The 26,213-nt window shown below is 43.2% G+C and carries 22 protein-coding genes and 1 pseudogene; 16 read left to right on the forward strand and 7 right to left on the reverse strand.

Annotated features, from left to right (window positions below; genetic code table 11):
* The coding region (locus VL121_RS00825) for an SDR family NAD(P)-dependent oxidoreductase (protein ID WP_325401156.1) at positions 1-569 on the forward strand (569 nt) is incomplete at its 5' end.
* A 152-nt stretch (positions 570-721) separates the two neighbouring features.
* Here the strand turns inward: VL121_RS00825 and metG are convergent.
* Entirely contained in the window at positions 722-2,818 is a 2,097-nt protein-coding gene (metG, locus tag VL121_RS00830; RefSeq protein ID WP_325401158.1) for a methionine--tRNA ligase, read from the reverse strand.
* Positions 2,819-2,957: 139 nt separating this feature from the next.
* Between metG and VL121_RS00835 the strand changes: the two genes are divergently transcribed.
* The 3 genes from VL121_RS00835 (at position 2,958) to VL121_RS00845 (ending at position 5,517) form a co-directional block, all read left to right on the forward strand.
* Positions 2,958-3,338, forward strand: coding sequence for a hypothetical protein (locus tag VL121_RS00835; RefSeq protein ID WP_325401160.1), 381 nt, complete (start codon positions 2,958-2,960; stop codon positions 3,336-3,338).
* 194 nt (positions 3,339-3,532) lie between these two features.
* Positions 3,533-4,546, forward strand: coding sequence for a S66 peptidase family protein (locus tag VL121_RS00840; RefSeq protein ID WP_325401162.1), 1,014 nt, complete (start codon positions 3,533-3,535; stop codon positions 4,544-4,546).
* Between the two features lie 56 nt (positions 4,547-4,602).
* Positions 4,603-5,517 (forward strand): S66 peptidase family protein, encoded by a 915-nt coding sequence (locus tag VL121_RS00845; RefSeq protein WP_325401164.1) that lies wholly within the window; start codon positions 4,603-4,605, stop codon positions 5,515-5,517.
* 95 nt (positions 5,518-5,612) lie between these two features.
* On the opposite strand, the gene VL121_RS00850 is transcribed toward VL121_RS00845, so the two are convergent.
* From VL121_RS00850 to VL121_RS00865, 4 genes are all read right to left on the reverse strand, one after another.
* On the reverse strand, positions 5,613-7,205 hold the full coding sequence (locus VL121_RS00850; RefSeq protein WP_325401166.1) for a T9SS type A sorting domain-containing protein: 1,593 nt from the start codon (positions 7,203-7,205) through the stop codon (positions 5,613-5,615).
* Between the two features lie 273 nt (positions 7,206-7,478).
* On the reverse strand, positions 7,479-7,976 hold the full coding sequence (locus VL121_RS00855) for a SixA phosphatase family protein (protein ID WP_325401168.1): 498 nt from the start codon (positions 7,974-7,976) through the stop codon (positions 7,479-7,481).
* Positions 7,977-8,152: 176 nt separating this feature from the next.
* A complete protein-coding gene (locus VL121_RS00860; protein WP_325401170.1) occupies positions 8,153-10,000 on the reverse strand; it encodes an amidophosphoribosyltransferase in 1,848 nt (615 codons plus the stop codon).
* A 253-nt stretch (positions 10,001-10,253) separates the two neighbouring features.
* Positions 10,254-10,895 carry a hypothetical protein gene (locus VL121_RS00865; RefSeq protein WP_325401172.1) on the reverse strand — a complete coding sequence of 214 codons (642 nt, stop codon included), beginning with the start codon at positions 10,893-10,895 and terminating at the stop codon, positions 10,254-10,256.
* A gap of 240 nt (positions 10,896-11,135) precedes the next feature.
* On the opposite strand from VL121_RS00865, the gene VL121_RS00870 reads away from it, so the two are divergent.
* The 6 genes from VL121_RS00870 to VL121_RS00895 all read left to right on the forward strand — a co-directional run bounded on the left by VL121_RS00870 (position 11,136) and on the right by VL121_RS00895 (position 19,700).
* A complete protein-coding gene (locus VL121_RS00870) occupies positions 11,136-12,635 on the forward strand; it encodes a lipopolysaccharide biosynthesis protein (protein WP_325401174.1) in 1,500 nt (499 codons plus the stop codon).
* A gap of 5 nt (positions 12,636-12,640) precedes the next feature.
* Positions 12,641-13,183: a CopD family protein gene (locus VL121_RS00875; RefSeq protein WP_325401176.1), complete on the forward strand. Its 543-nt coding sequence runs from the start codon at positions 12,641-12,643 to the stop codon at positions 13,181-13,183.
* A gap of 204 nt (positions 13,184-13,387) precedes the next feature.
* Positions 13,388-13,975 carry a nitroreductase family protein gene (locus VL121_RS00880; protein ID WP_325401178.1) on the forward strand — a complete coding sequence of 196 codons (588 nt, stop codon included), beginning with the start codon at positions 13,388-13,390 and terminating at the stop codon, positions 13,973-13,975.
* A gap of 734 nt (positions 13,976-14,709) precedes the next feature.
* Positions 14,710-18,114 (forward strand): isoleucine--tRNA ligase, encoded by a 3,405-nt coding sequence (gene ileS, locus VL121_RS00885; protein ID WP_325401180.1) that lies wholly within the window; start codon positions 14,710-14,712, stop codon positions 18,112-18,114.
* A 4-nt stretch (positions 18,115-18,118) separates the two neighbouring features.
* A complete protein-coding gene (locus tag VL121_RS00890) occupies positions 18,119-18,985 on the forward strand; it encodes a TraR/DksA family transcriptional regulator (RefSeq protein WP_325401182.1) in 867 nt (288 codons plus the stop codon).
* 262 nt (positions 18,986-19,247) lie between these two features.
* On the forward strand, positions 19,248-19,700 hold the full coding sequence (locus tag VL121_RS00895) for a DMT family transporter (protein ID WP_325401184.1): 453 nt from the start codon (positions 19,248-19,250) through the stop codon (positions 19,698-19,700).
* 7 nt (positions 19,701-19,707) lie between these two features.
* Here VL121_RS00895 and VL121_RS00900 read toward each other — a convergent pair whose 3' ends face one another.
* Positions 19,708-20,193 carry a YcxB family protein gene (locus VL121_RS00900; protein ID WP_325401186.1) on the reverse strand — a complete coding sequence of 162 codons (486 nt, stop codon included), beginning with the start codon at positions 20,191-20,193 and terminating at the stop codon, positions 19,708-19,710.
* A 599-nt stretch (positions 20,194-20,792) separates the two neighbouring features.
* Between VL121_RS00900 and VL121_RS00905 the strand changes: the two genes are divergently transcribed.
* The 3 genes from VL121_RS00905 (at position 20,793) to VL121_RS00915 (ending at position 22,454) form a co-directional block, all read left to right on the forward strand.
* Complete coding sequence (locus tag VL121_RS00905; RefSeq protein WP_325401188.1) at positions 20,793-21,008, forward strand: hypothetical protein; 216 nt, start codon at positions 20,793-20,795, stop codon at positions 21,006-21,008.
* Positions 21,008-21,475, forward strand: coding sequence for a DUF6036 family nucleotidyltransferase (locus tag VL121_RS00910; RefSeq protein WP_325401190.1), 468 nt, complete (start codon positions 21,008-21,010; stop codon positions 21,473-21,475). Before VL121_RS00905 ends, VL121_RS00910 begins: the two co-directional genes overlap by 1 nt.
* Before the next feature lie 466 nt (positions 21,476-21,941).
* Positions 21,942-22,454, forward strand: coding sequence for a hypothetical protein (locus tag VL121_RS00915; protein WP_325401192.1), 513 nt, complete (start codon positions 21,942-21,944; stop codon positions 22,452-22,454).
* A 217-nt stretch (positions 22,455-22,671) separates the two neighbouring features.
* Here VL121_RS00915 and VL121_RS00920 read toward each other — a convergent pair.
* Positions 22,672-24,966, reverse strand: a pseudogene (locus tag VL121_RS00920) (TSCPD domain-containing protein); the annotation flags it as partial.
* Between the two features lie 452 nt (positions 24,967-25,418).
* Here VL121_RS00920 and VL121_RS00925 point away from each other — a divergent pair.
* The 3 genes from VL121_RS00925 to VL121_RS00935 form a co-directional block, all read left to right on the forward strand.
* Complete coding sequence (locus tag VL121_RS00925) at positions 25,419-25,745, forward strand: helix-turn-helix domain-containing protein (protein WP_325401194.1); 327 nt, start codon at positions 25,419-25,421, stop codon at positions 25,743-25,745.
* Between the two features lie 23 nt (positions 25,746-25,768).
* Positions 25,769-25,996 carry a hypothetical protein gene (locus tag VL121_RS00930; RefSeq protein ID WP_325401196.1) on the forward strand — a complete coding sequence of 76 codons (228 nt, stop codon included), beginning with the start codon at positions 25,769-25,771 and terminating at the stop codon, positions 25,994-25,996.
* The coding region (locus VL121_RS00935; RefSeq protein WP_325401198.1) for a hypothetical protein at positions 25,993-26,213 on the forward strand (221 nt) is incomplete at its 3' end. The genes VL121_RS00930 and VL121_RS00935, both read left to right, overlap by 4 nt.

Raw genomic sequence — 26,213 nt, forward strand, 5'->3', positions numbered from 1 at the left:
CAAAAGATAATAAGAATTTTGAACTGCACCAGTTAGACCTCACAGATGAAAATGCCGCGACTCTTTTTATCAAAGAGGCTATCAGTTTATATGGGAGTATTGAAGGCGCCTTATTTTTAGCAGGCGGGTTTGCTATGGGCAGCATAGCAGATACTACAGGCGCTGATCTGAAAAAAATGTTCGCGCTTAATTTTGAAACCGCATACCATATTTCACGTATACTGTTCCAGCACATGCTGCAAAATGGCTACGGCAGACTGGTATTCATAGGAGCAAAACCCGTTCTTCAGCCCGAACACGCAAAAAGCGCTGTAGCTTATATGCTTTCCAAATCCTTATTGTTTAACCTGGCGAATGTGCTGAATGCAGCGGCGAAAGGTAACAATGTAACAGCGTCTGTAGTGGTACCCAGCACTATTGATACCGCGCCTAACCGCCAAAGCATGCCCGATGCCGACTGGAGCAAATGGGTAAACCCCGAACAAATTGCCGGCACACTTGAATTTATATGCAGCAATAAAGCACTTTCTTTGCGCGAACCTGTATACAAGGTGTATAATGATGCGTAAGACCAGGCTCGAAGCCGGGAATTCGAAATCCGAAACGAAATGCAACCATAAACCACAAACGATAAGCCACAAATTAAAAAACACGAAGCGATTCAACCTCAATATTGAAAAACTTGCCCCCTACCTTGTAACCTGTAACTTTCCCGCCACTCCTAACTCACCCCCGCCCCCGGCTCTATTGCTTCTCCGGTATTTACAAAATGCAGTTTGCCGCTTTTATCTTCCGCCATTAAAATCATTCCATTGCTTTCTATACCACGCATTTTGCGGGGCGCCAGGTTAGCCACTACTATAACCTGCCTGCCAACAATCTCTTCGGGTTTAAAATGTAAGGCTATGCCCGACACAATAGTACGCTTCTCGAAACCGAGGTCTATTTCCAGCTTTAACAGCTTATCTGCTTTTTCTACTTTTTCGGCAGATATAATCTTACCCGTTTTCAGGTCCAACTTCGCAAAATCATCATAAACGATCTCGGGCTTACGTTGTGGCTCAGGCTGCTGAGGCGCAGCAGGCGCTTTCAACGGCTTTCTTTCTGTACCCTGCACGGCAGCGTTTGTAAGCGCATTAGCCCTCAGTTTTTCTACCTGCGCCGCTATTTCGCTATCCTCAATTTTTCTGAACAGCAGTTCAGGCGCACGTAAGGTATAGCCAACACTTAATAATTTAAAGCTGCCCGCGTTTTTCCAGTCTAACATTCTTTCTACCACCTTCAGCATATGCAACATTTTTACCGCCGTGTTGGGTAAAAACGGGTTAACGAGAATGGCAAGATTTGCGGTGAGCTGCAGGCTCAGGTGGATACAATTATCTATTTGCTGCTGCCCGTTTTCCACGCCCGCTTTCTTCCAGGGCTCTTTTTTCTGAAGATACTGGTTGCCCTTTCTGCTCAGGTCAATGATCTCGTACAAAGCTTCCCTGAACCGGTATTCTTCAATAGATTGGGTAACCTTTGCTTTGGCAGATTGAATATCATCCATCAACTGCTTATCATCCGCGTCAATAATAGCGTTATGAAAAACAGGTACTTTGCCACCGCATAGTTTGTGCATCAGCACCAGCGACCGGTTTACAAAGTTGCCAAAAATAGCTACCAGTTCACTGTTGTTCCTGTCCTGGAAATCTTTCCAGGTAAAATCATTGTCCTTGGTTTCGGGGGCGTTAGCGCATAGCACATACCGTAATACATCTTCGCACCCCGGAAAATCTTCCAGGTATTCGTTCACCCATACCGCCCAGTTGCGGCTGGTAGAAACCTTTTCGCCTTCAATATTTAAAAATTCATTGGCGGGCACATTATCAGGTAATACAAAATCACCATGTGCCTTAAGCATAGCCGGAAAAATGATACAGTGAAACACGATATTGTCTTTGCCAATAAAATGTACCAGCTTGGTATCCTCTTTACACCAGTAATCCGCCCATTGATCCGTTAATAATTCCTTGGTAGCGCTGATATAGCCTATAGGCGCGTCAAACCAAACATACAGCACTTTACCTTCGGCATCAGGCAATGGAACTTTAATACCCCAGTTGCTGTCGCGCGTCATAGCGCGGCTCTGCAAACCATTATCTAACCAGCTTTTGCACTGACCGTACACGTTATTCTTCCATTCTTTATGTTCTTCCAGCACCCACTGCTTAAGCCACGCTTCATAATTTTGCAGTGGAAAGTACCAGTGCTTCGTTAATTTTTTTACTGGAACCGCATCGCTTAATGTACTGCGGGGGTTGATGAGTTGCTCGGGGCTGAGCGATGATCCGCATTTCTCGCACTGATCACCGTAGGCATTAGGATTACCACATATGGGGCAGGTGCCGGTAATATAACGGTCGGCTAAAAAAACATGAGCCTTTTCATCATAATACTGCTCCGTTTCTTTTTCCTCAAACAAGCCCTTGTCATATAATTTCTTAAAAAAATCGGACGCTGTTTTATGATGCACAGGATTGGATGTGCGGGAATAGATATCGAATGAAATGCCCATCTTTTCCAGGCTATCTTTAATGATAGCATGGTATTTATCAACAACCTGCTGGGGGCTCACCCCTTCCTTCATAGCCCTGATGGTAATAGGAACACCATGCTCATCACTGCCGCCTACAAATTTAATATCCCTTTGCTGCGCCCGCTGGTAACGTACATAAATATCCGATGGCAGATAACAACCCGCCAAATGCCCTATATGGATCGGACCATTGGCATAAGGCAGTGCCGCCGTAACCAGTATTCTTTTATAATCTTTCATAGTATGTAAAAAGAAATGCAAAAGTAATTCAATATGGCCACATGAATATATCAATTCATAAGGCTTTTATTCCGGAATTTCATACATTTACGGTCTTCTATGCAGCTTATTTTATTCTTCACATTAAAAATAATCTTTTATGAAAGGTGTTCGTTTTAGTTTCCGCAAAACAGCAGTACTTGCAACCGTAAGCTTTTGCCTCTTCGCTTTTGGAGCAAATGCCCAGGATGAATCAAAAACAGTTTCAGGCGAAGTACTCGACATGGCCTGCTATATGGCTAAGGGCGCTCACGGTGAAAAGCATAAGGGATGCGCTGCTGCCTGTATAAAGGATGGCGCGCCCATGGGCTTGCTCACCAGCGATGGCAAAGTATATTTACTGGTGGAAAACCACAATAAAAAAGAGGCATATGCCAAAATAAAAGATCGTGCCGGCGAAAAAATTACGGTTAAGGGTACCGCCTCAGCAAAAGGTGGTGTGCAGGGTTTAATTGTGGACGAATTAAAGGAAAAGAGCTAGTGTTAAGTCAATCAAATGATGTCTGTATATTATCGTCAAATGTGAGACGTGAAATGAACTTTCACGTCTCACATTTAACGTTTAACATAACATCAGTATACCACAACGCCTTTATCTGAATTTCCCCTGTTGCTGGTGCGGCAATTCTTTTTTTGTACTGGCTGCATCAACAACATTTTCTTTTACTTTGAAGAATGAATCGAAAACATTTCCTTTCTTCCCTGTTTACTACCGGCGTTTCATATAAAGCCTTAGCAGCCTCCCTGCACAATCCGGATCCGTCTGTACGCATTCCCCCGCACCTGAAGCCTGGCGATGTGGTGGCTATTACTTCTCCCGCAGGATATACAACCATTGATGAGCTTCAACCAGCTATTAAGCAAATAGAAAGCTGGGGACTGAAAATAAGGCTGGGCGATACGATTGGCAAAAGAGATTTTAGTTTTGGCGGAACAGACAGGGAAAGAGCACAGGATTTTCAACGCATGCTGGATGATCCATCAATAAAAGCCATCATGTGCGCCAGGGGCGGTTATGGCTCAATCAGGATCATAGACCAGCTTAATTTTTCAAAATTTATTGTCAAACCCAAATGGATCATTGGCTTCAGCGACATTACGGTAATGCATTGCCATATCGGCAGTAATTACAAAGTAGCTACCATCCATTCAAAAATGTGCAACAGTTTTCCTGAAGACTGGAACAAGGCCGAACCCGTGCAGCGAGACACGATTGTATCTGTAAAAGACGCTTTAACGGGGGTAAAAATGAAGTATGCCATTTCGCCTCATGAAAAAAACAGGACTGGTATTACCGAAGGCACACTAACAGGAGGTAATTTAAAAACCATTGAAAACCTTGCCGGGTCAAAATCTGAAATTAAAACCGCAGGAAAAATTTTATTTGTGGAAGATACAGGCGAATACCTGTACAGTATTGACAGGATGTTCTGGAACCTGCAACGTACAGGGAAGCTGTCGCAACTGAAAGGGCTTATTATCGGGGGCTTTAGAATAAAGCCCGATGATCCGGGTGAGGAATTTGGAAGAACTTTATATGATATTGTATGGGAAAAAGTGAAAAATCATAACTACCCGGTGTGTTTTGATTTTCCTGTGGGCCATCAAATAAATAACTATGCGCTGAAATGCGGGGTATTGCACCGGCTCAGCGTTACCGCCAACGGGGTAGAATTAATAGAAGTATGAGAAAAGGATACCGCGCAGCAAATAAAATACAGGATTTAAAATAACAGAACGCATACATGATAAAAATACCCCCTTACCTGAAAAAAGGCGATACGGTTGGCATTACCTGCCCGGCTGGTTATATGGCGGCAGAAAAAGTGCAAGCCTGTATGGATACCTTACAACAATGGGGGTATAACATTATAGCCGGCAATACGGTAGGCGGCAAATCAACTACTTATTTTTCGGGTACCGATGAAGAAAGGCTAACGGAATTGCAGCAAATGCTGGATGATGAAAATATAAGCGCCATCTTATGCGGACGCGGCGGCTATGGCGTAGGCCGTATAGTGGAACAAATTGATTTTAAGAAATTCAAAAAGCATCCCAAATGGATCATCGGCTTCAGCGATATCACCATTTTGCATACCCACATCTATACCAATTACGGTATATGCACCCTTCACGCACCCATGGCGGCAGCTTTTAACGGGGAGGAATACCAAAATGAATATGTACAATCCTTAAAAAAAGTTTTGTGCGGCAAAAGAATAAAATATACCTGCAACGCTAATGTGCTGAACAGGAAAGGAAAAGCTTCAGGACAATTAATAGGAGGTAATCTTTCTTTGCTGGCACATGTTGCAGGCACATCTTCCGACATAGCCACCAAAGGAAAAATATTATTTATAGAAGAAATTGGAGAATATTTGTACAGTGCCGACCGTATGCTGTATCAATTAAAACGCAGCGGGAAATTAGATAAGCTGGCGGGATTAATCATCGGCGGATTTACAAACATGAAAGATACGGAAAGACCTTTTGGAAAAACGATTTACGAAATTATTGCCGACATCGTAAAAGCATACCATTATCCTGTTTGCATGAACTTTCCCGTAGGTCATGGTAAAGAAAACTATGCGCTTAAAGTGGGTGCCGCTTACCAGTTGAACGTTGCGCCCAAAAAAACAGTACTGGAAGAGATACGTTAGCTATACTCCCTGCTTAAAAAAGCCAGGCAATAAAAAAAGGGCTGCTCAAAACATCCTTGCAGCAGCCCTGTATTTAACCGTCCAATAGGGCAAACTTATTGTTTAATGAGCTTTGCAGATATCACAGAACCATCTTCTGCACGTACAGCCATAATATAAATGCCTTTTCCCCACCCGGACGTTTCCCCAATAGCAATATCATTATTGCCCTTGTTTACATTTATGGATTTTACAAACTGCAGTTGCCTGCCAAGATTGAAAACCTTAATGGTGGCTATGCCTTTTTGCGAAGCGTAATACCTGATATTAACCTGGCTGGTAAACGGGTTGGGTGAGGCTGCAAGATGGTTTAACACGGTAGCATTAAACCTGATCATTTTTATTTCGCTGTAATTTTCCCTGCCGCCGGGTTCAATTGCTTTAATGCGGTAATATACCAGTAACGGCGTGTTAGCAGATACAGCATCATCAGCATACCGATAGCTGGCATGCTCCTGCTGTTCCATCCTCGCGGCAGCGGTAAAATCTTTTCCATTGTAGCTGCGTTGTACTTCAAACAGGGTTCCTTTATCATATTGCGCCAGCCAGTTTAGTACAGGCGTGTTACCGGAAAGTTTTACAGAGAAATCTTTCCACTCCACAGGCAATATAATTAAAGAAGATTCCTGATAGCAGGGGTAAACAGATGCCGATACCGTGTCGGGTGCAGCAAACGGAGCGTATATAACGTTAGGATATACAGTACCCCATTGGTCATCAAATACCTGGGTAGTTTTGCTGCGGTTTACGGTATATACTTTCAACGTATCGGTAGTATAGCCGTTTACGCCTATCGTTCCACCACCAATAGTTTTACCCGTTAAATACATAAAGCCATTTCCCTTAATAGTACCATAATTGGTAAATTTTACGGCTTTGATAGTGCCCTGGCCTAAACTTATAATAGTTCCGCTATTATTGGTAAGCTCAGATGCTTTTTTTTCGCTGGAAGCCCAAAGCAGTCCACTGTTATATATTGTGCTTGAATTAACCGTGATTTCCTTTCCGGAAACCATCCTGCAGGTATTGGTAACGGTGGCGTTACTGTTGATAGTAATATTATCACCAGCATACAGGTATCCCTCATTTTGAAATTGACCTGTTCCTAATTCAATACTTTTGCCGATCAAAAAATTACTTCTGTTTATAACAGAGGCGGCGGCATAGCTGTTGAAATCTTTTTCAACTACCAATTCCCCATAGTTGGTAAAAGTGCTGCCGGTAGCAGATATCTGAAAGAAGCCCTTAATATATATTGAAGCATGCTTGGCGTTTACCCAGGTTTGTGCGCCACTATTCATTTGGGTGTTACCATTAATAGTAATTACGCCGTAGTTTTCCAGTCCAAAACCAGCTTCCGTTTGTAAAGAAGGCAGAATAGCCGTTCCATACACCATGTATTTACTCCGATAGCCTTTGACCGATGAAGGCTTAAAAGTTGCGGCGGCGGCTATTGTTACTTTCCCACCCTGCGCTTCGTCATTGATCTTCCCGGTAAATGTTCCCTGGCTGATGTACAGGCTATCCCCTGTTTTTAAGGTATAAGTAGAGGAACTACCGTTATCAATATAGGTAGTTTGTGTATAAGCTAATGAAAACGGAAACGATAAAAAAAAGGCGATAAAAACATGCGTAAAATTTCTATTCATTTTATAGGGTTTAAGGTCCAGGTAAGTGCTATCCAATAACCACCTATTCATTTATAGTGAAATCATTTATCAATGATTAGATGTTTACACTTAGCTGGCGCAAATATAATAGTAGATTTACCATACAAACAAGGTTAATCTACGAATTTGACTTTTGTTAAGTCATTGATAATCAAATGTAAATATTTAAAAAAGGAGGGATGGGGGGTTAAGGGACTGACAACGAGGTAAGGTACACAGCAGAGAATGTGTAATACAAGGGATGAAGAATGGCTACCGGTAATTTTTGGGATAGTCAAAAAACCAGAACTGTTTTTCAGCTTTCCGGAAATCCTGCCACTGCTGTATATTGATTTTTATTGCAAAAATGCCACAGGTAGGCATATTATCAACCCTTATTTCATTGGTAAGCTGGTTCACGATACCGGTAATAGCGGGATTATGGGAGCATATGGCAAGATGATGAAACTGGTTGGAAGTTTCTTCTATTACATCATAAAATACATCAATTGAAGGCAGGTATAATTCCGCTTTCAGCAGTATATTACTTTGGGCCAATCCATAGGCCGCTGTAAAAAATCCGGTTGTTTTTCTGGCTCTTTTGGCAGGGCTGGAAATAAAGGAGTCGAGAGGCACTTTTTTTTCTAAAAGCCGTCTTGCCATTTCCGGAGCGTCTTTTTTACCTCTTTCGTTGAGCGGGCGGTCGAAATCGCTCTCAGCAGCATTATCCCAACTGCTTTTGGCATGACGAATGAACAATACAGACCTCATCTGTTCTCAAACATTTAGGAGAAACGACAATTAACCGGTTAACAATAATGAAAATAATAATGAAATTTCAAAAGGATACTTCATTATAATCTATTAAGCAACATAGGAAATGCAGGATCTAAAAACGGGTGCAAAAAACATTTCAATGTTTAAACAAAAACCAAGCCAACAATTTGTTAATAACCCCTGATATTTTTCCCTTCCATGAAATTTATGAACGCTTTATTCACAACCCTGTTACCACCAGGCGTAGGATAATTACCGGTAAAGTACCAGTCGCCGGTATTGGTAGGGCACGATTCATGAAGATCTTCTATGGTCTGGTAAATTACATCAACCGGTGTGCTAACATCCGGAGGCGTAATAAGTTGCGCTATTTTTTTAGATATATCTTCCGCAGTAAAGGGCTTATAAACGCCCCGTACAATATTTTCGGTGTGCAACTGGTTGTTTCGCTCAAGTTCCCTGCATTTATTGTATAAATCCTGTAGTAAATAGTCTAATTTTTGCTCTTTAATCAGCAGCATAGCAGCCTGAAAAGCGATAAAATCATTCATTTTACTCATATCAATGCCGTAACAGTCGGGATACCTGATTTGAGGAGCCGATGAAACAATGATAATTTTTTTGGGTTCCAGCCTCGACACCATTTTTATGATGCTCTCCCTGAGCGTTGTTCCGCGAACAATGGAATCATCAATAACCACCACCGTATCTTCTCCCTTTCTTATTGATCCATAAGTGATATCGTAAACATGCTGCACTAATTCATTGCGACTAACATCTTCTGTAATGAAAGTGCGCATTTTTACATCCTTATTCGCAATTTTTTCCACCCGGATACGCCGGTTGATCATTTCAGCAAGCTTTTCTTCATCATAATCTTTTCCCCAGGAAATTATTCGCTGTACTTTAATCTTATTTAAATAATTCTCCATGCCTTTTAACAAGCCATAAAAAGCTACTTCCGCGGTATTGGGAATAAATGAAAAAACCGTGTTTTTAAGATCATGGTCAATCGCCTTAAGCACATGGTTGCTTAAATGGCTGCCTAAGGCTGTTCTTTCCCTGTAAATTTTCTTATCATTTCCCCTGGAAAAATAAATACGTTCAAAACTGCAGGCTTTACGCTCTTTGGGTTCAATGATCTGTTCAACCTTGTAAGTGCCATCTGCCCGTACAATTAGCGCATGACCCGGCATGAGCTCCTTTACTTCATTTTCTCCAACATTAAATGTAGTACGGATAGCCGCACGTTCTGAAGCCGCCACTATAACATCATCAGTTACATAATAATAAGAAGGGCGAATGCCGTGGGCATCACGCAAAACAAAACTATCGCCGTTGCCTATCAATCCGCCCACATGGTACCCTCCATCAAAAAGACTGGCCGACTTTCTTAAAACATTTACAATATCAAGCCTTTCTGGATGTTGCTCATCTTCCTTAACCAAAAAATGATGGACAACTTCCATCATCGCTGCCAGGTCGCTTTGCTTTTGAAATACACCGGGTTCAATATTTACTAATGCAAACAGCTCTTCTGTATTTACAAGATTAAAATTACCCGCTAAGGCAAGGTTGAGTGCCGGTATAGTATGACATTTAATAAAGGGATGACAAAATTCAACATTATTCCTGCCCTGTGTTCCATACCGCAAATGACCCAGCAACAACTCCCCCATGAACCGCACATTGCCTTTCATGAGCCCCGGGTGCTTTTTTAATTCCGGCTGATATTTTTCCAGCTCGGCAATTTCTTCCGATACCTGCCGGAACAAGTCGGCAATAGCCATGGTTTCAATACTGCGGATACGATGCATGAACGGATAGCCAGGTTCTGTGTCAAGTTTTACTGTAGCTATCCCTGCGCCATCCTGTCCCCGGTTATGCTGCTTTTCCATAAGCAGGTACAGCTTATTTAATCCATACATTACCGTACCATACTGCTGCAGGTAATACGAAAAAGGTTTCCTAAGTCTTATAAATGCCAGCCCGCATTCATGTTTTACAGGATCGCTCATGAGGAATTTTAAAAAGAAGCCGCAAAGGTACATTGTTTACAGTAAAGAACCGGGAACAACATGAAAGTAGATACAGCCTTTATTTTTCTTTTCCCGCACTTACCTTACGGATTATAGCAAACCAGTTTCTCCTTAATGCCCCTAACCATTATAACCGAATAAACCGGGTGCGCCATCACCGCACAAAGAAAATGCCTGCGGAATATTTCCGGCAGGCACAAAAGGCTGTCTTTCATAGATGCACCCAGGGGTGCTACTGACTATTCCGCTTTGATAATAACTGGTCTAAAATTTTGCGCTGGCTTTCTACGTCCCGTACCTGGCTTTCCTGTTTTTTCTTATTGTCCTCCAGGTCGTCCTGCAAACCCTTGATCTTCTTTTCCAGCGAAGCCTGGTCTTTTACCAGGTCATCGTATTTCTTTTGCGCCTTCTTTATTATATCTTCCTGCGCCTGTATATCGCGTTCCAATCGTTCGGCTACCGTGTAAGAAACAATATTGCTGTAAAAACCATCTCCCGACAGCATATTGCTTTCAAAGGGTACGGGTGTTGCCTGGTCGTCGGGCTTACTGGCGAAAAAATATACCAGGCTGGTTTCTTTATCTTTCCTGCTCTTTCTTTCTACTTTTATATAAAGGTCGCTGCGTTCACCGGTGATGTTCCGGTCGTCAACATCCTTAAATTCCATCCAGCCCTTACTTGTTTTAGCCTTATATCCCGATTTAAGCATTTTATTTTTTATGGCCTGCTCCACCACTTCCGGCGCATCAGCTACCTCCATTGATTTTACCGTTCTTTTAGCTTTATTAAACTCCACAACCGCCTCACTAACCTGTGCATGCACACTCAGGCTGCACGCAATACATACCAAAAGAGCTATAAAATATTTTTTCATATAAATACTTGTTTGCAAGTAGAGACTATATATAACAGAAAAAAGGTTGCATCTATAAAAAATTTCAACGCCACGAAACCTAACAGCCAAAGCTACAAAACATCCCTATAACCCATCCTGGCTGCAAAATGAATAACCTGAACCCTATACCCGGCAATTGATTATTCAAAAGGGTGGTGGTGAAAATGCTTATTCCGCTTACCTTTACTGCTCTCATTTTTTTGTTTAAACATTTTATTGTTGGCGGGCATTAAACAATTAGCAGGACAAACTTTATGGTATGGGGCAAGCAGTATTATTGCCAGGCTGCTAACTTATATACTTACCCCTTACCTTACGCTAAAGCTAAGTGGGGGAAGCTACGGCGACATGATACTGGTTTACGCTCTTATGTCTTTCTTGAATATTATTTATACTTACGGGTTAGAAACCGGTTTTTTCCGGTTTAGCCAGTACCCGCAGTACAAAAAAGATTTATATAATACTACCAGCATCTCCATCATTATTTCTACCATTTTGCTTACAGGGTTACTGTTACTATGCATATCGCCGCTGGCCGGCTTTGCTAATGTAGCCGATCATCCCGAATACATTACCATTGCTATACTAATAGTAGCTTTTGATAGCCTTTCTACCATACCTTTTGCCAAACTAAGGCAGGATGGCAGGCCGTTAAAATATGCCTTTGTTCGTTTAACCTCTGTATTTTTAAATATCGGCACGCTCTATTTCCTGCTATCCGTTACACCAAAACTTGCCGCTGCAAACCCCAACAGCTTTTTTTCCGTTCTGAACAATAAAAACATGGGAACTACCTATGTTATTATTGCCAACCTGTTTCAGTCTGCCTTTGCGGTATTATTATTATGGAGTGAATTCCGGTTGATCCGCTGGCATTTTAATGTAAAATTATGGAAGGAAATCATGATCTATTCCCTGCCCATGCTGATAGTAGGGTTCGGAGGGATGATAAATGAAACAATGGATAAGCTAATGTTGGGCTGGTGGGGGGTACCGGCTACCGGCGACATAAAAGTTGAAATTGGAACATACGGCGCCTGTTATAAACTGGCGATACTGATAACTGTTTTCATACAAGCCTTCCGGCTGGGTGCGGAACCCTTTTTCTTTAAACAGGCTTCGGGCGAAAACCCGCAAAGAATATATGCCAGGGTAATGAAGTTCTTTGTGATTATTATTTGTGCAATGTTCCTTTTTGTTGCGCTGTACTTAGATGCCTGGAAATACTTTATACAGAATCCTGTTTTTTGGGAAGGACTGAAAATCGTGCCTATCCTGTTATTAGCCAACATGTTCCTGGGTATTTATTACAACCTGTCGGTATGGTATAAGATAACCAATAAAGTGTCGTCAGGAGCGTGGATAACCATCGGCGGCGCCCTGGTAACCATAACTATCAACTACCTTTTTATTCCGCGCTACGGCTATATGGCCAGCGCCTGGGCAACATTTTTTTGTTACGGCGGCATGATGGTAGCCTGTTATATATGGGGACAAAAAGAATATCCCGTTCCCTATGCCTGGAAAAAACTGAGTGCCTATATTGTTATTGTGGTTTTATTATTTTACCTGCACAGGCTGCTTATATACTTATGGTCTGATATGACTTTTAATTATACTACGGCTACTGTAATATTAGGCGCCTTCCTGCTTTTTGTTCTTAAAATAGAAAAGAACGAATTTCAAAAACTCCCTGTGGTGGGCAGGTTTTTAAAATAAACAATATGTACCTCTATATAAAAGCGCTTCATATTATTTTTATTGTTACCTGGTTTAGTGGCATGTTTTATATGGTGCGGTTATTTATTTACAATACGGAAGCCTCAGCAAAACCGGAACCGGCAAAAACTATACTTCACGATCAGTACCGTATTATGATTAAAAGATTATGGATGGGTATTACCTGGCCATCAGCTATACTTACCCTTATTTTCGGATCATGGATGTGGTATATGCTGGGTTCCCTGCCGGGCTGGCTGCTCATTAAGCTTTGTTTTGTACTGGGGTTGTTTTGCTATCATTTTTCCTTACAACATATTTACGCGCAGCAAATGAAAGGCGTTTTCCGCTGGTCATCGCAACAATTAAGAATGTGGAATGAAGTAGCTACCATTTTCCTGGTTGCTATTGTAATGCTGGTGTCTGTAAAACAAAATATGAGCTGGGCATGGGGGCTGCTGGGGTTAGCCGGTTTTATAATTGTTTTAATGAGCGCAATAAAAATATACAGGGGGCTGCGGGAGAAAGAAACCGGTGAGAGGAAATAAAGCTTGATGCAGGGAAAATCCGAAGATTTAAATTTCGAAATCCGAAGACAAATATAACCTTAAGCTACAAACTATAAATTAAAAATCCGAAGATTCAGCCTATCGTTAATAGTTATTTACCCGATAGACACCTCACAAATAATAAACGATAAGCTCATATTAAAACATATCTTCCCTGAAACCTGACACCTCTAATAATAACACATGCAATACAGCACCGATAACATCAACCACCTTATTCGTAACCGGCGTTCGGTTTTCCCCGACCAGTTTGATGCGGGCAAATCTATTCCGGACGAAATTATTGAAGCAATATTGATCAACGCCACATGGGCGCCTACGCACGGACAAAATGAGCCCTGGCATTTTTCGGTATTTACCGGCAACGGTTTAAAGCAACTGGCTTCATTTCAAAGTGAATTATACAGACAGGAAGCCGGAAGCGGTTTTGCCGAAAAAAAATACCTGAAACTACAACAGCAACCTTTAAAAGCTTCACATATTATTGCTATAGGTATGAAACGCAGCACAAATACCAGGATACCCGAAATAGAAGACATAGAAGCTGTGGCCTGCGCCGTACAAAATATTTATCTTTCTGTTACAGCTTATGGTTTAGGCGGATACTGGACCACGGGAGGGATAACATATTATGAAAACGCCAAAGCTTTTTTTGGACTGGGAGAACCGGATAAGCTGCTCGGATTTTTTTATATTGGTTATATAGCCGTGCCATCCACAAAAGGAAGGCGCGCTGACATTAACACTAAAATAAACTGGAAACGGGAATAACATCCATATTGAAGCTATGATTAAGCCACAGGAAGGAATTGGTTTTTGGGTGGAAGAAATGGCAGCGTGTTAAAGAAATGCAAAACCTATAAAAAGTGATTCCTTCATTTTCATTTTTGAGAAGGTTATAAAAAAGAAGAAGGGAGCACGACTGCTCCCCTCGATCCCTAATCCCTAAACCCTGGAAAAACTTAGTACTTTTATGTATTGATGGCTATATGTTTTTGTGCGTATCTAAAACAAACAAAGTTTAAAAACTGTTTCATGCTTATATAAGTCTCTATTTTTCAGAAACTGTGCCAAAGTTCTGAAATGTGGATAAGTGAATATCTTTCTTCTTTTTAATAACCTGTTTGTGGTATAAGCGTGAGCCGGTTTATGATATAACGGCATTTCATTTCTTTTTCGCGTTTTTTTAATTCCGTGTAATTGAACACACAACGGGTCGGATGTGTGGAAATTTTTCCCTGCACAACCGGGATAGCATTAAATATATCATCAATTGAACATACAACTATCGTTTATGCATACCCGATAAAAATATTTCCGTTTCATTGCAGCGCCAGGGTTCATCGTTTTTAAAGAAGTAAAACGATCGGGTTAGTTAATCGCCCGGCGAATGCATTGTTGCATTCGTTACGTTGCCCGATCGCAGGCAGGAAGGCAGAAGGATGAACAGCACGCCGGTAAATACCTTATATTTCTGTAACTTCGCCAACATTTTTTGGCTATATATGGCAATACGGTATAAGGAATTTACAGGATTGAACCTGCCGGCTATGGAGCAGGAAATATTAGCAAATTGGACCAAAAACCGGTCTTTTGAACAAAGCATTAGCCTGCGTGATGGAGCGCCTCCTTTTGTATTTTATGAAGGCCCGCCCAGCGCTAATGGCATGCCGGGCATCCACCATGTTATTGGCCGTACGCTTAAAGACCTGGTTTGCCGGTATAAAACAATGAAGGGATACCAGGTAAAACGGAAAGCGGGGTGGGATACCCACGGACTTCCTGTAGAACTGGGCGTTGAAAAAATGCTGGACATTACAAAAGAGGATATTGGGAAGAAAATTTCGGTTGAAGCATATAATGCTACCTGCCGCAGGGAAGTACTAAAATATAAAGACAAATGGGATGAGCTAACCCGTAAAATGGGCTATTGGGTAGACCTGTCTGACCCTTATATTACTTTTGAAAATAACTATATCGAAACCCTGTGGTGGGCGCTGAAAGAATTATATAAAAAAGAATTGCTTTATCAAAGCGTAAGCATTCAGCCGTATTCTCCTGCTGCCGGCACCGGTTTAAGTTCGCACGAATTAAATCAGCCCGGCACGTATAAAATGGTGAAGGATACATCGGCCGTGGTGATGTTTAAAGCCGTGAAAGATGAAAAAAGCAATTTTTTGTTTGATGCTGCCCAAAGCAACGAGGTTTTTTTTCTTGCCTGGACCACTACTCCATGGACTCTCCCTTCTAACCTCGGGCTTACCGTTGGAACTCATATTGATTATGTGCTGGTACAAACGTTTAATCCCTATACCCATCGGCCGGTAAATGTGGTGTTAGCCCAAACCCTGCTGAACGCCTATTTTAAAGCGGAGGAGGAGAATGGCAATTTTGAAAACTATACCGCCGAAACCAAAACATTACCCTGGAAAATAGTAAAAGCTTTTAAAGGCAAAGACCTTGAAAACATAAAGTACGAACAGCTTTTGCCATTTGAAGCCAACTCACCCGAAGCTATCGAAACCATTACACCCGGCGCCCGCCCCTTTAAAGTAGTAATTGGAGATTTTGTTACCACTGAAGATGGCACAGGCATTGTGCACACCGCCCCTGCATTTGGCGCAGACGATTATAAAGTTGGACAAAAAAATGGACTTGGCATCTTAACATTGGTAGACAGGGAAGGGAAATTTGTAAACGGTGTGGGTGAGTTCAGCAACCGGTATGTAAAAAATTATAAAGATGAAAAAGACTATACGGATGTAAACGTAGATATCTGCGTGAAGCTGAAAAAGGAAAACCGCGCATTTAAAATTGAAAAATATGAGCACAATTACCCGCATTGCTGGCGCACAGATAAGCCGGTTCTGTATTATCCCTTAGATGCCTGGTTCATTAAAACCACGGCATTGAAAGACAGGATGGTGGAGCTTAACAAAACCATTAACTGGAAACCCAAATCAACCGGTGAAGGCCGCTTTGGCAACTGGTTAGAAAATATGGTTGACTGGAACCTGAGCAGGAGCCGGTTCTGGGGAACTCCATTGCCGGTTTGGAGAACCGAAGACGGAACCGAAGAAAAATGTATTGGCTCCATACATGAATTGAATACGGAAATTAAAAAGGCGAATGAGGTGCTGGGTGGCAGCGTAAATGAAAACTATTTACATAATGGTATACTGGATTTGCACAAACCTTATGTAGATGAAGTGATCCTGGCCAGTGCAACCGGAAAACCTATGAAACGTATTCCCGACCTGGTGGATGTATGGTTTGATAGCGGCGCCATGCCTTATGCCCAGTGGCATTTCCCTTTTGAAAACATAGAACGCTTTGCTCAAAACTACCCGGCCGACTTTATAGCTGAAGGCGTAGACCAGACACGCGGCTGGTTTTATACACTGCATGCTTTGGGAAGCCTGCTGAAAGAATCGGTGCAGGAGGAACTCCAAAAAGCAGGCATAGCGGTTAATGATCAGCGGTACCCCGGGCTGGCTTTCCGCACCTGCGTATCAAACGGGCTGGTGCTGGATAAGCATGGTAACAAAATGAGTAAGCGGCTGGGTAACGTGGTAGACCCCTTTGCTACTATTGAGCAATTTGGGGCAGATGCCACCAGGTGGTATCTTATTACTAATGCTTCTCCCTGGGATAGCTTAAAATTTGACCTGCAGGGGATAAAGGAAGTGCAGCGCAAATTCTTCGGTACCTTATATAACACGTACCAGTTCTTTGCCCTGTATGCCAATGTAGATGGCTTTGCTTTCAAGGAAGCCTATATTCCTTTGGGTCAGCGCCCGGAAATAGACAGGTGGATCCTTTCTTCTTTAAACAGCCTGAAGAAGCGGGTAAACGAATATATGGATGATTATGAACCAACCCATGCTGGCAGGGCCATTGAAGATTTTGTAGACGAACACTTAAGCAACTGGTATGTAAGATTATGCCGCCGCAGGTTCTGGAAAGGCGAATACGAGCATGACAAGATATGCGCTTATCAAACCCTGTACGAATGTATAGAAACGGTATTGCAACTTATGGCCCCTGTTTCTCCTTTCTTTTGTGACGCCCTGTTCCATAACCTGAATGTGGTATCCGCACGGAATAATGCCCTGTCCATACATCATACCCTGTACCCCGAAGCAGCTACCGAAGTAATAGATGAAGCCCTGGAAGAAAGAATGCAAATGGCACAGGATATTTCATCTTTAATACTTTCACTTCGCAAAAAAGTAAATATAAAAGTTCGTCAACCCCTTCAAAAAGTGCTTATTCCCGCGCAAAACAAGCACATGATGCAGCAAATAAGCAAAGTAGAAGAATTGATTAAAAATGAAGTGAATATTAAGGAAATTGAATATATTACAGGAGAGAGTGGATTTATCAGCAAAAAAATAAAGCCCAACTATATAGCTTTAGGCAAAAAGCTGGGAGCTAAAATGAAACCGGTAAGCGCCGCTCTTGCTGTATTTACCCAGGAAGATATTGCTACAATAGAAACAGCAGGCGTTTACACCCTTAATATAAACGGAGAGCAAATTCAGCTTACATTGCCGGAAGTAGACATTCAAAGCGAAGATGTGCCGGGCTGGATAGTAGCAAATAAAGGAATACTCACCGTAGCGCTTGACGTAACACTTACCCCCCAATTAGAAAATGAAGGCAATGCAAGGGAAATAGTTAACAGGATCCAGAAAATCCGGAAAGATAATGGCTATGAACTAACTGACAGAATTCTGGTAAAACTATCTGAAAATACTATGCTCAAACCATCTATCACTGAATTTAATACATATATTTGCTCGGAAATTTTGGCAGACAATTTAGAATGGTTACCAGATATTACGAATGGTATTGATATAGAAATAAATGACATACCTTTAAAAGTTTTAGTGACCAAAAAAGTATAAATGCATGGCACCCAATAAAAAAGCAGCAAAAAAAGCAGTGACTCACAAACCAAAGCCTGCTAAGGCGGCACCCAAAAAAGCGGTGAAAGCTGCAAAGCCCGCCCCTAAAAAGGTTGCAAAGCCTGCTAAACAGGCCAAACCTGCCAGGGCGGTAGCGCATAAGCCTGCTCCCAAAAAAACAGACACTAAAAAACCAGTGCACCCTAAAGCCCCGGTAAAGTCTGCAGTTCCGCCCAAAAAAGCAGCCGTGCCCATTAAGCATGAACCGGCTAAAAAAGCGGTTAAAGAAGTACCGGCTGTTCCGGAAAAACAATCATCTTCAAAATTTGAACAAATAAAAAAAGCGGCGAAAGCACAGGTAGAAAAAACGAAAGTAAGTAAGCCCGTTGTTATTCCTAAATTAAGTACTAACCAGGCAAGAAAATACGAACCTGAATTTACCCAGTCCGTACTTGACCGGCCGGCAGTACAGCAAAGCGGGCCAACTATGAAATATAGCGATACTGAATTAATTGAATTTAGAGAGCTGATACTACGCAAATTAGAAGCGGCAAAAAAAGAGTTAAACTATCTTCAGGGGCTCATTACCCGTAAAGATGATATGGGGGGAGACGAAAGTGAAAACCGGTATATGACGATGGAAGATGGCAGCATAAGCATGGAAAGGGAGCAACTGAGCCAAATGGCCAGCCGGCAAATTCAATACATTGATCACCTGGAGAAAGCTATGATGCGCATTGAAAACAAAACCTACGGTATTTGCCGCGTTACCGGCAAACTCATAGATAAAGCCAGATTACGCGCGGTACCTCACGCTACTTTAAGCATAGAAGCAAAAATGGGGTTTGCCAAAAATCCCAATATTCAATAATTGTTTTGCTTAAACGCCTAAAAGCCGGATGCCCCCAACGGGTGTATCCGGCTTTTTTAATAATGATCAGTTACCTGGAATTATACGCTACGAATGCCCGAATTCATATAGTTTTACCGAAAGCCCAATTCATAATTTCGCGTATCCGTGACGTAAAAAACTATAGGATTTCTATTGTTCCAAAAAGTAAACAGTCATTGTTATATATTTATATACACTATACCAATACCTTCCCTGGTATTTATATTCAATTAAATACACTATGCAGTCAAGATTATTTATCCTGATGCTGATTACAGCCGTTACCGGCGCCATTCTGCCCATACAGGCAGGCATCAACGCCAAATTAGGTAAAGCATCCGGCGGGGCGGTAATTGCGGCCTTTATATCCTTTTTGGTAGGCACGGTTTTCCTGGCGGTATACCTGTTACTTACCCGTAAACATAGTTTCCAGTGGAATGGAATACAATCTGCACCATTATGGTTATTTGCCGGCGGGGTAATCGGCGCTTTTTATGTGGCGGTGATCACTTTTATTATACCTACCCTTGGTACCGCACTAACCTTTGCGCTTATTATAGCCGGGCAGTTGCTGGCCGCAATAGTTATTGACCATTATGGATGGCTGGGAATGAGCGTACAGGAAATAAGCGCGGGAAGAGTAATAGGGGCCGTTTTGCTAATTGCCGGAGTAATACTGATCAGGAAATATTAGGTCTTTTCTATAGCTTCTGCTTACCGATTTTACTTTTTAAAAACACCCTTGCCTCATGCACCCCGTCACTGTCGCCAAATGCATCTTTGGGCAGTAAAAAAAAGCTGCGCGGATTAAAATAAAGATGAAAAAAATGAGGCGTTTCTATCATTTCGCTGAACGCTCTCCATGCCCAGCTTTTGCTTGCTTTTTCATTTTCAATAAAGAAGTGATTTTCTTCCAGGGAAACCCGGAAGCTATCTTTAAATGTGGCAGACCGTTTATAAATAGCAGATGGCAGCCATCGCCAAAAGGCAAGCATAAGCACAACCCATAAAAAGAAACTGATGAAAAAGGCCAGCGGCGTTACTTTTTTATAATAGAATAAGATGGCGGCTACTGAAGTAAAAACATTAACCAGTATGATCATGAATTTAATCTCCCGCTTGCTGATAAAATGATAGCGCAATGCCTGTAGTACCAGGGATTTTTGATATGTTACGGTTACCTGCATAACCATGAAGATAAAAAAAGAAAAGTTTAAATTCCCCAATTTATATAAGAGGAATTTAAACTGTTGCAGTGCTGGTGTCAGACCTGGTAAAGCACCGTTAATTTTTAAGTACAGTTCTGTACAGCATTTTATTTCCTGAAAACGTACCGTATCAGCCGATCCGTTTTCCCCGCACATTACCTGATATCACGGCATTTTTTGTACCCCCCATTGGCCGCCTGGTATGGCGTTATAGATTGGGCACAGGAAGAAAGAAAAAGAATAAAAAGTAATGCGGCGATTAGTCTTACCATTTTAAAAAATTTAGACTGTAAAGAAAATACCATGCACGCATAAAAAGAATTATATGAGCGCTAATTCTACGAGATTACACTTACTGCCTGCTCAAACGCAAAAAACGATAAAAATTGCTCATTTAACGTAAACGGCTGCATAACAGCTTACTATAAAAGTAATAATCGGAGCCTAAAGGGCGCCTTTGTTTTAACTATAATATTGATTTTCAATATCAGGCCCACTAAAAAAATCCATCCCGGAGAACCGGAACGGATTTGTGTAGGTTTATATTCCTAACCGCTATTTGTTCCTAACTTTGATACATGGCAATTTTCAAAAAATACCGGATGGATAAGACAGCTTTCAGCATTCAGACATTTGAGGAAGCGGATGGTGCCATGCGGGATTACAGTAATCATACGTTCCGGGAACGGTTACATATCTATTGGCATCTTACCAGCATTGCCTACAAATTTGATTTGAACACCCCTCCCCAAATGGATAAAACTGTTTTTGGCATGAGAAAACATCAAAGCTGATGCCTGATATTTTCCAGGAAGATTTCAGAGATTTTTTACAAGCACTCAACGACCATGAAGTAAGATATATTATGGTCGGTGGTCTTGCTGTGGTGCTTCATGGACATGCAAGAGTTACGGGCGATATGGATATTTGGGTGGATTGTACAGAAGATAATTATAAGAAACTGGCAAAAGCTTTTGAACAGTTTCACATGCCGGTATTTGATATGACATTGGAACGGTTTTTAAATGTAAGTGCGAATGATGTTTTTTCATTTGGCCGGAATCCGGTAGGTATTGATATAATGACAGCGGTAAAGGCGCTGAATTTTGAAGACGCCTATAAACTTTCAACAATCTTTGATGATGCTGGACTATTCATCAGGGTGCTACATATCAATCACCTTATAGAGGCCAAGAAAGCTGCAGGTCGTTTAAAAGACCTCGATGACATTCAACAGCTCCGGAAAATAAACGGAAAATAAAATAGAGGCTTATGCCGCATTGAGCGGTATTTGCCCGGTAAGCATCGTGTACTAAACGTCCCTGACTGCCATTCCTTATGGCAGGTAACCTGTCAGGCAGGTTCACTTAGCACGTTTCTTTTATCGCCTCCGATGATTTTCGAACACCGGCAGGTGCAAGGCGTAATACCAGAGCCGTTAAAGTTTAAATTCCTGTTTATAATGCCGGCGTGGCGGGGAATGGAGGAAAAGCATGGCCAATATTTAATTTACAATATCTGCGACTTAATAAATAATTTAGTGGGCACAAGGCAGTAGGTTTGGTTATCTGCAAAGTGATGTTACCATGCTTGCGCCAGAATCAGAGAAGATTAAAACCTGTGGTTTCGCCTACAGGCTTTGGGGATTATAGTACCGGTGTTTGGCGTAGAAAGATTGTAGCCGAGGATGGTATTGTTGTAAACATAACAGGCTAAACTTAATTTCCATGCGAAGTAGAAGCGATAGGAGTAACCCATACGAAGAGAAAAATGCATTTTGGACTGAACTGGCTATTGGTCAATTCGGTATAGCATTAAACTTCTTTTCTTTTTTAAGCATAGGTTTTCTAGCGTTTATTGTAGAAAAGAATGAAATTTCTGATTTACTGAAATTTAACCTTAGCCATCAATTAGACTTAACTAAAAATTTTATACTGCTTAGTTTAATTACTTGCTTTTTCTCTGTAATCTGCAGTTGCCTTTCAATATTGAGCCGATTATATGATTTAAGGTTAACACGACATACGATTTGGACAAGATATAGATATTATAAAGAGCATAAAGAACACCTGAAAGATAATTTCCTTAAACTAAATAATAATTTTATAATGTTATTGGATAATTTTTATTCAACTATTAAAAAAAGCGACTATTATATAAAAGCGAATAGCTTAAACGTAATTGCAATTATTTCGGCGATTGCCGCTATAGCTTCTGCCATATTCACTTGTAACAGATAATAACGCCGCTGTCCTAAGCGCCTACTCTTAGCATGTCCCCCTTATCGCCTCCGGCGATTTTTGAATACCCTGATATATATTATAGTCATTGCCTAACGATAAATAGCTCAGGCTGAAATAAACATTATCAATCCCCCTCAAACAAAAAAAATCCATCCCGGAGAACCGGAACGGATTTGTGTAGGTTTATGATCCTAACCGTCCTAATTGAGTTTTTTTAGCTGCAACCCATGCTGTTGCCACAGTTCAAACATTTGTAGCAGGTACCACTGCGCACGGTAATGTGTCCGCAGGTATTACAGGCAGGGGCATCACTTTGCATACTTTTAAGATGTTCACTCACCACATTGGCATTTACCACCGCTTTTTGCGCCCTGGTAGGCTGCACTGCGGCACCGCTATTAGGCGAAGCTCCCACCACTCTCACATCACTCAGCGCAGGCGGCTTAGCATATTCTAACCCTGTTGGCACATCATCCCAGTCATCATTGCCCGCATTGCCTATTTCAGGTTTATCCAGCACATGCACTAAATCTGTTCTTCCCAGGTATTCATATGCCAGGCACCTGAAAATAAAATCTACAATAGAAGTAGTAGACTTGATGTTGGGATGATCTACCATACCGGCAGGTTCAAACTTGGTGAAAACAAACTTCTCTACAAATTCTTCCAGCGGCACACCGTACTGAAGTCCAACAGAAACCGATATGGCAAAACAGTTCATCAGGCTGCGCAGCGTAGACCCTTCTTTCGCCAGGTCAATGAATATCTCACCCAGGGTGCCATCGCCATATTCTCCTGTGCGGAGGAAAAGTGCCTGGCCGTTTATTTTAGCTTTTTGTGTAAAGCCGCGGCGTTTGGCAGGCAGCGTTTTTCTTTCTACAATTCTTGATAACTGGCGCTTTAACTTCGTATCCGTTGATTCCTGCATACGCTTATGCAGCTCTTCCAGCAATTCATCCACCGTAAGCTTACCCATGTCAATAAAATGACTGTCCTGCCCCGCAGTTGCTTCCGCATGCTCATCTTTGTTTTTCTTTGTATCACTTTTATTGCTCAGCGGCTGGCTCAGCTTCGACCCGTCGCGGTATAAAGCGCAGGCTTTCAAACCCAGTTGCCAGCTAAGCATGTATGAGTCGGCTATTTCCTCCACCTTTGCTTCATGGGGCAGATTGATGGTTTTAGAGATCGCCCCGCTAATAAAAGGCTGGGCTGCAGCCATCATACGGATATGTCCGTGCGCATGAATAAAACGTTCTCCTTTTTTGCCGCACTTATTGGCGCAGTCAAACACCGGGTAATGCTCCTTTTTAAGATACGGCGCACCCTCAACAGTCATGGTGCCGCATATATAATCATTAGCCGCTTCAATTTGCTGGGCGGTGAAGCCCAGCGCTTCAAGCAGGTTAAAATTCCAGTCATTATACTGTTCAGGCGTAAAACCCAGCCGTTCTAAACAGGGTTCCCCTAAAGTAAACCTGTTGAATACAAAGCCGATCTCAAACGCGGAGGCCAGGGCACCATCCAGCTTTTTGATCTCTTCCGCTATGAATCCTTTTTCGCTCAAGGTTTGTGGATTAATAAACGGAGCGCCTGCAAACGCAGCAGAACCTACAGCGTATTTAATAATAGCGTCTATTTCTTTTTGATTATACTTAAGGTTCTTTAATGCCTGTGGTACAGACTGGTTAATGATTTTGAAATAACCGCCGCCACTCAGCTTTTTAAACTTAACCAGGGCAAAATCGGGCTCCACGCCTGTAGTATCGCAATCCATCACCAACCCTATCGTTCCCGTAGGGGCAATAACCGTGGTTTGCGCATTGCGGTACCCGTACTTCTCTCCCATTTCCACAGCTTCATCCCATGCATTACAAGCCGCTTTCAATAAATAATCGGGGCAATACTTAGCATGAATGCCCTGGGGTTTAATGCTCAGTTGTTCATATTCATCCGCATCGTAGGCTGCAAGGCGGTGGTTACGCATTACCCGCAGCATATCTTCCCTGTTTTCGTCATACCGCGCAAAAGTGCCCAGGTGCTGCGCAATTTCGGCAGAGGTTTTATAAGCAATACCCGTCATAATTGCCGTAATGGCGCCGGTAATGGCACGCGCCTCCTGGCTGTCGTACGGAATGCCGCTCACCATAAGCATAGAACCCAGGTTGGCATATCCCAGTCCTAATGTTCTGTAATCATAAGAAAGCTGGGCTACTTCTTTGGAAGGGAACTGCGCCATAAGTACGGATATTTCCAGAACTGTTGTCCAGAGCCTCACCGTATATTCAAAGCCTTTTACATCGAAAACATTATTGTCTTCGTTAAAAAACTTACGCAGATTTACAGAAGCCAGGTTGCAGGCGGTATTGTCTAAAAACATATACTCGCTACAAGGGTTGGAGGCCCGGATACGTCCACCTTTGGGGCTGGTATGCCATTCATTGATAGTGGTATCGTATTGGGTACCCGGGTCTGCACAACGCCATGCTGCGTACGCAATCTGGTTCCATACTTCTTTGGAAGGTATTTTTTTGAGGGTCTTCTGGCCCCCTCCAGAACGGAAGGGACAGAAGGAAAGCTGCTTCGGCGGAGCCGGGCATCGTTACCCCTGGGCCGTCCTCTCGGATCGGCTACTGACAGGCGCTGTGCAGTCGAGGGATGAATGCGCTGCCCGGTCGTACCACTTACCAGCGCCCCCGACTGCTCGGGGCACTGGTGGTGCGCTGTTCGGCTCAGCGGGTCTCGGTATTCCCTTACGAGGGGCCGGATGCCGACTACACGGCGCGTATGGAGTTCTCGACGGGCGCTCCCCATCGGGAGCCATGGTGGGCCTCGGGTGAGCCGGGCGTTACCCGCGTCGCGTTTCTGTGACATAGATCACAGCATCGTGACCGGATCGAGCCGAACGGGGATTGAATGCGGCGTGTCGCGAATATGTGACAGCCGTGGCGCTACTATGGCGACATGACGACGATTCAGATTGAGGCGGACACAGTACCGGAGATCCTGCGCGCCACTCGCGCGCTCTCGGGGCTGACGACGCGCGAACTCGCCCCGATGATCGGGGTGTCACATGCGGCCATAGCGCGCTGGGAGCGGGGAGAAGGTGAGCCGAGCGTTACACAGTTCGTTCTGTGGGCTCAGGCAACGAAACAGCCCGCCCAGCGATTGCTGGACGGGCTGAACGTGTCAGTGCGCCACGAGGGACTCGAACCCCCAACCTTCTGGTCTGTAGCTTCGCTCGACGTTGAGTATGAGCTGCTGCTGATCGCTGAGGCGGTCGAGCTGTGAGCGCGGTTGAGACTCCGGACTATGTGGCGTTCGCGCGGCGGATCATCCGGGCGGCGGGTCGCCGTGTCGCGGCGGGTGACGATTGGGAGCTGGCCGAGATCCTGTCACTGCGGGATGAGGTCGAGGACGCGATAGCGGCGGGCGTGGCCGGGCTGCGCGCGCAGGGCCATTCGTGGGCGTATATCGCGGACGGGCTCGGCGTGACGCGGCAGACGGCCTATGAGCGCTATTCAAAGCGGGTGGCGGCATGAGCGGCGCGTGGGATGACATGCTGCAGTACGAGCGCGAGCACGCGGCGGGGATCTCGTCGGTTGCCGGTCTTGCGGCGCTGCGCGCTGGAGCACGCCGGGCCGGGCTGGAGTACGGCCAGAGCCGCCCCGAGGACGCCGACAGCGAGAACGGAAAGTCAGTCGTGAGCGGCCCGTGGCTCGGTCGAAAGCCGGTAGTTGTCCAGGATGCCGCCCACGG

The sequence above is a fragment of the Agriterribacter sp. genome, assembly GCF_035497235.1.
In the GTDB taxonomy this organism is placed as follows: domain Bacteria; phylum Bacteroidota; class Bacteroidia; order Chitinophagales; family Chitinophagaceae; genus Agriterribacter.